8 protein-coding genes are annotated in these 10,020 nt (G+C 54.9%); 6 read left to right on the forward strand and 2 right to left on the reverse strand.

Annotation, left to right across the window (positions count from 1 at the left end; all coding sequences use genetic code 11):
• Positions 1-48 precede the first annotated feature (48 nt).
• Positions 49-957, reverse strand: a complete 909-nt coding sequence (locus tag RW092_RS18700; protein ID WP_016313633.1) for an FMN-binding protein — start codon at positions 955-957, stop codon at positions 49-51.
• Between the two features lie 403 nt (positions 958-1,360).
• Here RW092_RS18700 and RW092_RS18705 point away from each other — a divergent pair, with 403 nt between their 5' ends.
• Genes RW092_RS18705 through RW092_RS18720 form a run of 4 tightly spaced genes read left to right on the forward strand, consistent with a single transcriptional unit; the run spans position 1,361 to position 5,053 of the window.
• Positions 1,361-2,905, forward strand: coding sequence for an HD-GYP domain-containing protein (locus RW092_RS18705; RefSeq protein WP_085279185.1), 1,545 nt, complete (start codon positions 1,361-1,363; stop codon positions 2,903-2,905).
• A gap of 39 nt (positions 2,906-2,944) precedes the next feature.
• A complete protein-coding gene (locus tag RW092_RS18710; RefSeq protein ID WP_410055557.1) occupies positions 2,945-4,384 on the forward strand; it encodes an ATP-binding protein in 1,440 nt (479 codons plus the stop codon).
• A gap of 40 nt (positions 4,385-4,424) precedes the next feature.
• Positions 4,425-4,808, forward strand: a complete 384-nt coding sequence (locus RW092_RS18715) for a RidA family protein (protein WP_084770805.1) — start codon at positions 4,425-4,427, stop codon at positions 4,806-4,808.
• Between the two features lie 20 nt (positions 4,809-4,828).
• Positions 4,829-5,053 (forward strand): hypothetical protein, encoded by a 225-nt coding sequence (locus tag RW092_RS18720; RefSeq protein WP_016313629.1) that lies wholly within the window; start codon positions 4,829-4,831, stop codon positions 5,051-5,053.
• A gap of 235 nt (positions 5,054-5,288) precedes the next feature.
• Here the strand turns inward: RW092_RS18720 and RW092_RS18725 are convergent, their stop codons facing one another.
• Positions 5,289-6,068, reverse strand: coding sequence for a hypothetical protein (locus tag RW092_RS18725; RefSeq protein ID WP_016313628.1), 780 nt, complete (start codon positions 6,066-6,068; stop codon positions 5,289-5,291).
• A 181-nt stretch (positions 6,069-6,249) separates the two neighbouring features.
• Between RW092_RS18725 and RW092_RS18730 the strand changes: the two genes are divergently transcribed.
• Positions 6,250-9,411, forward strand: a complete 3,162-nt coding sequence (locus tag RW092_RS18730; RefSeq protein WP_316010956.1) for a DEAD/DEAH box helicase — start codon at positions 6,250-6,252, stop codon at positions 9,409-9,411.
• Between the two features lie 52 nt (positions 9,412-9,463).
• A partial coding sequence (locus tag RW092_RS18735; RefSeq protein ID WP_410055558.1) for a hypothetical protein occupies positions 9,464-10,020 on the forward strand: 557 nt, incomplete at its 3' end.

Consider the following 10,020-nt stretch of genomic DNA (forward strand, 5'->3'; position numbering starts at 1 on the left):
CTTCAAGAGATTCACCTTCTCATTTTAGGGTGGGGTGGGAATATGGGTTTATTTCGCTTGCTCAAGTGCTTGGCTCACGAGCTCGAAATGCGGTTGCAGCGTAATCGTTGCCCCAGCGATCGCGTCCGTTTTGCCCTCATCGTTAAATGTCACGGCAGCTGGATCTTGTTTTTCGATCAGGTAAGCTTCCGCTTTCGCTACTTCTTCATGCCATTCGGCTTGAGCGCCGCCGGCTTTCATTCCATATTTGCCGTCAATCGAGTATTGCTTCTTGTCTTCGCCTTTGTCGTTCACACCGCTGAAGTTCACTTTGACGATCTTGCCGGCAGCGACGACAACGTCAACGGTATCTTTCCAACCAGAATGCTCGTCGAAGGAAGCTCCTTCTGCATGGTAAGTGCCGTCTTTGTAAGGACCAACCTCAACTGGACCGGCATTCAGCGCTTGATCAGCCAAGTTAAAAAATTCACTTACATGGACGGACACACCTGCGATGGCATCCGTTTTGCCGTCATCTCCCAAAGTGATCGCTTTAGGATCTTGCTTTTCGATCAGGTATTGCTCAACCTTCTCGGCTTGTTCGTGCCATTCGGAGGAAGCGCCGCCGGCTTTCATGCCGTACTTGCCTTCTTTGGAATAGGTCACTTTGTCGACGGGAGCTTTTTCGCTCAGCGCATTCCATTTGGCTTCTGTGATTTTGCCTCCGGATACCGTCAGGGTTACGTAGGATTGCCATCCGGAATTTGCATCCACTTCACCTTGGGCGAAGTATACGCCGTCTTGGTATTTCCCTTGCTCTGCAGCTGCGTTATTTGCTCCTGCATTGGTTTCGTTAGCAGCAGAAGTGTTGTTTGCAGGTTGCGCAGAGTTTGTGCTGTTCGCCTCATTGTCCGATCCACAGCCGGCCAATAGACCTAACAACAGTGCACTGCTCAGGATAATTGAAGCTTTTTTCATGATTGAGACCTCCATTGAATGAAAATATATATATATTAAAATGTGAAGACATTTTAATAACGAATATCAGGTGGGGGACCCTTGAAAAAGGCTGATCTGATAAGGGGTTCGGGAGTCCCGAAACCTTTGTTCGAAGGCATTTTAGCATATAAAAATAGGGCTTAATGTGAAATTTATCACATGTAGTGTGATCTAAAACAACTGCTCCAAACGGCGAAACCAGCACTACGTAAGGGAATACCGCGTTCAAAGAATTGCCCAATTTTTAAAATATATATTTTTTAAAGATGAGATGGCCTGGGAGGGACGAATTTCCCGTACCGAAAAGAGGGCATATAAACAAAAAGTTCCAAACGTTTTATGAAAATCGGCATGACTTCTACCGATATAAATAGAAGCGGGCATGCCCGGAAATACGCGAGACGGAAAGAAGGCATCCTCCTTGACGGTATACAGGACGTTTATTTCGCGCTTACTACTTAACTACACAGCGGGGCTCCTACTTGCGGTCACCGCGGTCGCGAGCCTTATCGCAGCTGCACCGCTGGATATATCCCCTTCGGACTACGCCTGGCTAATCCGAATTCTGATCTTGTCGCTGTGCTGTATGCTGGGGCTGGAATGGCTGGTGTTCAGCCGGCAAATCAAGCCGATCCGCAGCGTGTTCATGGAGGAAGTGGGGAGCTATCAAACGCTTCAAAATGTGTATATCCGTACCCATCGTTTGCCATCGCTTGCCGTCAAGCGGATTCTAGGACCTCATTTGTTTGGCTTGGTTGTTCCGGCTGTGGCCTTATCGCTTGGGTTAATCCGGGCTGGTCACCTGTCAATTCCGCCTTACTATGTGTTGCTGGCTGCCTTGAGCGGCATTCTGGTCAGCAGCATGCATGCATTGGTCGAATATTATTTAACTTCTTATGCGATTCGTCCTGTCCTGCAGGAGTTAATTTCCTGGAGCCGCAGAATGTTTGGCAAAGATTTATCGCTGAACGGCAGGGTTATCGTCCCGGTATCTCGAAAATTAATATGGAGCTTTTTCTTGATGTGTATGGCTCCTTTGCTGCTATACAGCTTATCTATGCAGTTCCGGTTGGAGGACCTCGACCATGGAGCCTATGCCTACTGGCAGTGGGCCGGCTATGTCTTGGCCGTGAGTATTCTATTCGCAATGATTGGCTCCCGGCTGTTGGCCCGTGAGATCATGCTGCCGATTCAGCATTTGTACGAGCGGATGGCCGAGGTAAAAACCGGCAGCATTCGTACAGCGGCCAGTGATATGTTTTCGGATGAATTTTCCCGTCTGATCACGGGATTTAATCATATGCTGCGCGGGCTGCAAACTCAGGCGGCTCGAAATAGCCAACTGGTAGACAGCTACTTCGCGACGCTGGCAGCGGCGCTGGACGCCCGCGATCCGTATACAGCGGGACACTCTCTTCGAGTAGCCGAATACGCCGTCAAAATCGGGGAGTTGGCCGAGTTGCCTGAAGATCGCATTGATGAGCTGCGCAAGTCAGCGTTGCTCCATGATATCGGGAAAATCGGCATTCGCGATGCGATTCTGCTGAAGGATGGCCGATTAACCGACGAGGAATGGGAGCAGGTCAAGCAGCACCCCGTGCTTGGGGAAGCGATCTTAAAGCAGGTCGAGCCTGCGGATGCGATGGCTCCTTATTTGCCAGGGGTTCGGTCGCATCATGAGCGTTATGATGGAAAAGGTTATCCGGACGGGTTAGCCGGGGAGGAGATCCCGCTATTCGGGCGGATTATCGCCGTAGCCGACGCCTTTGACGCCATGACCTCAGATCGGCCTTATCGAAAAGGCTTAGCGAGAGATAAAGCGATCGAGATTTTGGAGCAGGGTCGCGGTACCCAATGGGATCCTTACTTCGCCGGACTGTTGGTGCAGCATTTTCGCAGCGATATCCAAAAAAAAGAGTCCAGCTGATCTTGAAGAGAAGCGGGTTCTACGAGCAGGAGTGGGGATATGGGGATCGGTATTAGCTTTATACTAAATTTAAGCATGTTAATCACCGTCGCTTATTTAACCAACATCCTATATAAATATGGTTTGCGAAAAATGCCGCCGCGCAGCTTGTACGTCTTGTCCGTTCTAATGATGATTTTCTCGGGCTGGCTATGTATCAAGTTTGGCTTCCGACTTCACGATGACGTCAGATTCGATCTTCGGGCAGTGCCGCTAATTATAGCGGCATTTGTTTATTCCCAGCCGTTAACGATGATCATCATCGGCTTCGGGATTGGCCTGGCCCGTCTGACGTTTGGTTTGAGCGAAGCAGCGATGGCCGGCTTTATTAACTTAACGGTCTTGGGATTTTTGTGCGCCGGACTAAATATCTGGATTCGGCGGACCAATTACAGCATTACCTTTAAGGGGATTGTAACCATTCTTGTTGTGAATGTTGTCAACTCTCTGAACCTTGCCATCATCGGAGTCGTGCCCCGTAAGCATTATTTGCTGGATATCATGCCGATTGGACTTTCGTTAAGTATTGTACTCAGTATTGGCTTTGCTCTGATCCTTCGTGACTTTCAGTTGGGGGCAAGACAAAATCTGGAGCTGAAATACGCAAACGAGCTGCTCCGCAAGCAGGCCGATGAGCTGCAAAAGGCCAAGATTGGGCTGGAAGATCGGGCGAAGCAGTTATCTGAAGCTTCCAGCCACAAATCGGAGTTCTTGGCGACGATGTCACATGAGTTGCGTACGCCGCTCAACAGTATTATTAATTTGGCGGAAATGATCGCCGAATCCGACGAAGCCAGCGAGGAAATTTCGGAATATGGCCAGATCATTCACAGATCAGGTGAAGAATTGCTTCAGATTATTAATGATATTTTGGATTTGTCCAAGGTGGAGGCAGGTCGGCTGGAGATTACAGACGAAGAAGTGGTATTGGAAGAAATCCCAGTATGGATTCAGCTGCAGTTCGAGCAAATTGCCGCTCAGAAGAATATTGCCTTTACGATCCAACTGGAGCAAGGTTTGCCCGATTCCATCATCTCTGATCCACAGCGGATCGCACAAATCCTGCGGAATTTATTGTCCAATGCGTTTAAGTTTACACATGAGGGACATGTGGAGTTAGACATCCGCCGTGCTCCGGCGAAGGGAATACACGAAGGGGAATGGCTGGTGTTTACCGTCTCGGATACCGGCATCGGCGTGGCTGAGGAGAAGCAGCAGGCGGTATTCGAGGCGTTTCAGCAAGCCGACGGCTCAATAAGTCGGCGATATGGAGGGACGGGTCTGGGCTTATCGATTAGCAGCAACCTGGCCCGCCTGCTGGGGGGGCACCTCCGTATGGAAAGCCAAGAAGGGCGAGGCAGCACCTTTTCCTTCTATTTGCCTTTAAAAATCGCTCGATCCCATTTCGGCGAAGTTCATGTACAGTCCGAGTTGCCGTGACGAAGGGGTTATCGGTAAAATGGGGAGAAGAAAGGATGGGATGATGAAGATGAAACAAGTAATTTCTACGACCGCTGCGCCAGGTGCCATTGGTCCATATTCGCAGGGGATTCAATTGGGAGATATGATCTTTACTTCCGGCCAATTGGGATTGGTGCCGGAAACCGGCCAGCTTGCTGAAGGCGTGGAAGCACAGGCTGCACAAGCGCTGCGGAACGTTCAGGCAGTATTGGCTGCAGCCGGCAGCGGATTGGACAAGGTCATCAAGACGACCGTATTTTTGAAGGACATGAACGATTTTGCCAAGGTGAACGAAGTTTATGGTTCGTTCTTCGCAGAGCCGTATCCCGCGCGCAGTGCCGTCGAAGTGGCGCGTCTGCCTAAGGACGGCCTGGTAGAAATCGAAGTTATTGCGGTGAAGTAAAATAAACCCCGTGGACAGGCTTGGATGAAGCCAGTCCAACCAAGCTGCCGGAGGCGATGCCTTACGGCGGCTTTTTTTGTCAGGGAGGGGAAGGTAACTCTATCGGCTGCGCTCCTTTCGTGATTATCCCGTTGCCTCAGGGTGAGGTAGAAGATCTCTTGAATCAGAATGAAAGGGATATGCCGCACCTCTTGGTGGATGTTTTTGTGGGAGAGAGGGTCCCTATGTTGGAAGCCTTCTTCTGACGATTATCCCGTTGCTTCAGGGGGAGGTAGAAGATCTCTCGAATCTGAATGAAAGGGATAGCCGCACCTATTGATGGATGTTTGTGGGAGAGGGTCCTGTGTGGAAGCCATCCTCTGACGATTATCCCGTTGCTTCAGACAGGGAGTGGAGAATATTGAAGGGCTTCTAAATCTGAACGAAAGGGATAATCGTGCAAAAGGAGGCGTGAAAGGGCCCCACAAGGGCAGCGGGGCTTTAGTCCCGCTCATGAGAGCGCAGAAAGACGATCCAAAGTGCGTACGCTATCAAAGCTAGCGATCCGGCGCTGGAGGCAATGGCGACAATTTGGTGCAGCTGAGGACCAGCTGCTAGGGCGCCATACCCCCACGCGAAGGTGAGCGGGACGATGGCGTCCCGCCAACGGAAGCCAACAAAGCAGGCGCTGAGGATCCCTACTGCAAGCAGCAGGAGGGTAAGCCCAAGATGGGATGGAGCCGAGACAGACGTTGCCGATATCGTAGCAGCAGATATAGAGGAATGGGGCAGCAGGGCGTCCACGCTAGCAAGCGCTGTAACACAGATCCATCCAAAATATAAGCTGAACGGCAGGCGTACGAACCAAATTTCTGCGGCTGACGGGCGAAGGATATTCCGGGTGCTGTGGTACATCGAGGCGGCCACGAATACCAACAGAAATAACACCAGGGTCGATATCAGGGGTTGCCGCTCCCCTAAGGTGATCCACACGATCGAGAGGGTGCAGGTAAGCAGGAAGCGCACGGGCATGGGCGTCACTGAGAAGGGCTCGCGGTTAGGCCGCAGTAACGGGTAGAGGACCCAGCCAGACATCAGGACATAAATGATCAGCCAGATCGTAAAAGTATAGCCCGCCGGCGTAAGGAGCGCATGTAATCCGTGGGGAAACCGCTGGGGCCGGCGTAAGCCAAATGGAAGCGCTGCTGCCGCCAGGTTTGCCGCCATTAACGCCGCAAACGAGGCGAGATTTAACCAATGACCGGACCGACCGCGCAACATGGGAATGCACCTCCTTGATCTTTTTTTGGGTACTAGAAATATTCCCCATTTTTTCTCAAATGATAAGGGAGGGGATCGCGAGGCAGCAGGAGAGGGAGGAAGGCGGTTTTATATGCCGCCGTTTTCGTATAAGATGTTAGTAATGAATTTGGCTAGAATTAGTAACCGACGGGAGATCACCATGAATCAACGTCTTTATGGAATATGGCTGGGCGATGTAATGTTTTGCTTCTCCGGCGAAGTATCGGAGTCGAAGGTGGATGCTTGGACCGCCGTGCTCCGGCGTAAGGAGCTGGAGCCGGGGGTCCGGCCGTTTCAGCATGCCGTGCTTCGGTTGGCAGAGGTCAGGTATCCGGTCTCTTCCGTACGGAGGTCATATAAGAACGGAGAGCGGCGCAGTCTGATCGGCCGATCCCTGGAAGGATTGGCTTTGTCTGTGCCGGAGGCCTGGCGTTTGCTGCTGCATTGGGACGAATCCGTATGGGAGGAGCAGGGAATCAAGCCGGGCGCGGAAATGAGCTATTGGAGCAAGGCGGCCAAGTTTGCCTTGGAGCTGCTGCTGCGCGGCCGAATCGCGCCATCCATCCGTCCGGTGGCAACCACCGGACGCCGCCGCGGATCGCAGGGACAAATGCGGGCAGCATGGGGGCCGCTCCTGACCGCGCCGGAGGACGAGGTGCGGTTCCGGCGTTTGGCCGGAGCGATGCCGCCGATCTGCCTTGCTGCTGTGCAGACTGGGGCCGGAGCGTCCTCTGAAGACGAGGGGACGCTGGAGGATCGGCAGATGGCGGTGCTGCATTCGTTTTTAACGGCAATGATTGATCACGAAGCGCGCGGGGCGGTCCAAGATTTGGGACGTAAGCTGAATGCCAGCCGGGCGGATTATCACCGGGGGTCGTCGCCGCTGGCAGAGCTGTGGTGGAACGGGTTGTTAACCGGTGCACAACCGCCGGATATTCAAGGCAGTGTGACGGAGCTGGAACAGCTGAGCGCAGACATCGCCGTTGCTGGAGGCGGTCGCCCCCGGGCGGTAGAATCCGAGACCAGCGGTCCGGAACCGGGAAGCTTGCGCCTCTGCCTGCGGTTGGAGCCGTATCAGGATGCTCATGGCGAATCCGCTGAAGGTGAAGTGGTGACTGCGGTTTGGCGGCTCACTTTCTGGGCTGAGGGAGCTGAGCATCCAAGCGTGCTCCTGCCAGCCGGGCTCATCTGGAGTTATCCCGGGCCTGACATGGAAATTCACGGCCTTCTGTACCGGAATGTCCAGGAGAACTTCTTGCTGCGACTGAGCAAAGCCGCCGCGGTATCTCGGGAAGTCGCCGCTGCGATGGAGCATCCTCGCCCGCAGGATCTGCTTATGGATCCCAAAGACCTGATCACGTTCTTAAGCAAATCGGTGCCGGCGCTGCGCAAGCTAGGCGTGAACGTGCAGATGCCAACCCGCTGGACCCGAGAGGGACGGCGTTCCGCCAGTATTCGGATCCGAACTCGAGGGTTCGCGAGCGGGATGCTGGAGGGCAGAGGCGAGGAGAGACCTAAGCTGGGAGTGGATCAGCTGGTCGCTTTTGAAGCGGAGGCACTGCTTGGAGGGCGTGAGCTTACCCGGGAAGAGTTGATGGAGCTGGCTTCGGCGAAGCTGCCGCTCGTATTTTTTCGCGGCGAATGGATTGAAGTGGATACGAAGGAGATCCGGCAGGTGCTAAAGTTCATGAAGCGACATGAAAACGGCACCTTGACCTTCCGCGAGTTGATGCACCTCGCTTCCGGCGATCAGGAAGTCCAATTGGAGGGCGTGAACATCGCTGGCATTGAAACCGCCGGGATGCTGTCGATCCTGATGGCAGGCGGAGCTGTTCGGCAACTTCATCCGCGTCCGGTTCCATCCGGGCTAAACGGAACGCTGCGCCCCTATCAGGAACGGGGATACCAGTGGCTGGCTACGATGCGCGAGCTGGGTTTTGGCGCCTTGCTGGCCGACGATATGGGTTTAGGAAAAACGGTGCAGGTGATCTCGGTGTTGTTGGACGGTGCTCAGCAGGCAGGGACCAAATGTCTGATTATCTGTCCGACCTCCTTGTTAGGCAACTGGCAACGGGAGTTTTCGCGGTTTGCTCCGGGGCTCAAGCTGTACGTCCATCACGGGAGTGACCGTTATCACGGGGAGCGTTTCCTCCAGGAGTACCGGACATGCGATGTGGTTTTAACGACGTATCAGCTGGCCGGCCGCGATGCGAAGGAGCTGCGTTCGGCGGAATGGACGACGGTGGTGCTGGATGAAGCCCAGTACATCAAAAATTACGGCACCAAGCAAGCGCAAAGCGTGATGAAGCTCAGCGCGCCGCACCGCATCGCCATGACGGGGACTCCCGTTGAGAATAGGCTCAGCGAATTGTGGTCGATTTTTCAATTTCTGAACCCGGGATACTTGGGGACACACGCTTCGTTTCGGGCGCGTTACTCCGGGGCTGGGGGAGAACAGCAAGCAGCCGAGCTGCAGAAGCTGCGGAAGTTGGTTGCGCCGTTTCTGCTGCGCCGGCTCAAGAGCGATCCGGACATCCGCAAGGACTTGCCGGAGAAGATCGAGCTGAAATCGTACTGCTCCTTAACCGTTGAACAGGCGCGCTTATATCAATCGGTGACGACGGAACTGCTTCATCAGATCGGCGCCCAGAGCGGGATCGCCCGCAAGGGATTGGTGTTATCTTCGTTGACCCGGTTGAAACAAATTTGTGATCATCCGGAGTTGGTTGCAGGAAGCCGGGCGACAGAGTCGACGGCTTTTGGCCGCTCAGGCAAAATGGAACGGCTTGGCGAGCTGCTCGACATGATCATGGACAATGGCGAAGCGGCGCTGATTTTTACGCAATACGTTCGCATGGGTGAATTGCTGCAGGAACGTTTGACGGAGCGGTATGGCGTGCGGCCGTTTTTTCTGCACGGCGGGGTGCCGAAGGCTGAGCGAGATCAGATGGTCCGGGCATTTCAGGAGGGTGAAGGCTCCCCGATCTTCGTGTTATCGCTGAAGGCTGGCGGCGTCGGCCTTAACCTGACCCGGGCGAATCATGTGGTCCACTATGACCGGTGGTGGAATCCAGCGGTGGAGAACCAGGCAACGGACCGGGTATTCCGAATTGGGCAGCAAAAGAACGTCGAGGTACATAAGCTGATCTGCCAAGGAACGCTGGAGGAGCGAATCGACGAATTAATCGAACGGAAAAAAACGCTGTCTGAACAGGTCGTTGGCTCCGGTGAGCAATGGCTGACGGAAATGAGCGACGAGGAGCTGCGCAACCTGATCGTGTTGCAGGAAAGCGGACTGTCTCCAGAGGGCGCGTTTGGTTGAGCGGTAAAGATAGAGTGCCTAGACAACAAGCTTGCTGAGAGGAGGAACATGCATGACCAGGCCCAAGACGAACGCCCAGGAACCTGACCAGCCGGTTGTCCGCTATGAAGCAGGCGGGCTGCAGGTCGAGATGGAACGGAATCATGTGGTACAGATCCCGCTGGCCCCAGCCGCAGTGCAGGATAAGCAGGCGCTGCTGCGCAAGCTCGCGGAACGGCCGCGCCTGGTGGCGGCGTTGGCCGAAGATGGAGCCGGCAGCATAGCGAAGCTGCTGCCGGCCGAGCGCGCGCCGTGGCCGCTTGGCACGGGCTCAGCGGCACCCGGGGCCGCGAATGCGGGCGATGCCGCAGACGGCGGCGCTGCTGCGGGCGCGGGCGATGCGGCAGGCGGTGCCACGGGCGCAGGCACCCGCGCGAACGCACCGGCCCCCGGCGCAGGGACCGCCCCTGGCCCTGATGCGGGCCAGGGGGCTGCGGCGCCAGGTGCACCTGGCGGCGTGCACTGCGCGTGCGGCGACCCGGGCTGCGCCCGGCTGGCGCCTGCGCTGGCCGCGGCCCGTGCGGCCTGGGCCGCCGATGCTGAGCTGCGGCCGCGCCAGCTCGGCTGGAC

The organism is Paenibacillus sp. 3LSP (genome assembly GCF_032465655.1).
GTDB classification, from domain to species: domain Bacteria; phylum Bacillota; class Bacilli; order Paenibacillales; family Paenibacillaceae; genus Fontibacillus; species Fontibacillus barengoltzii.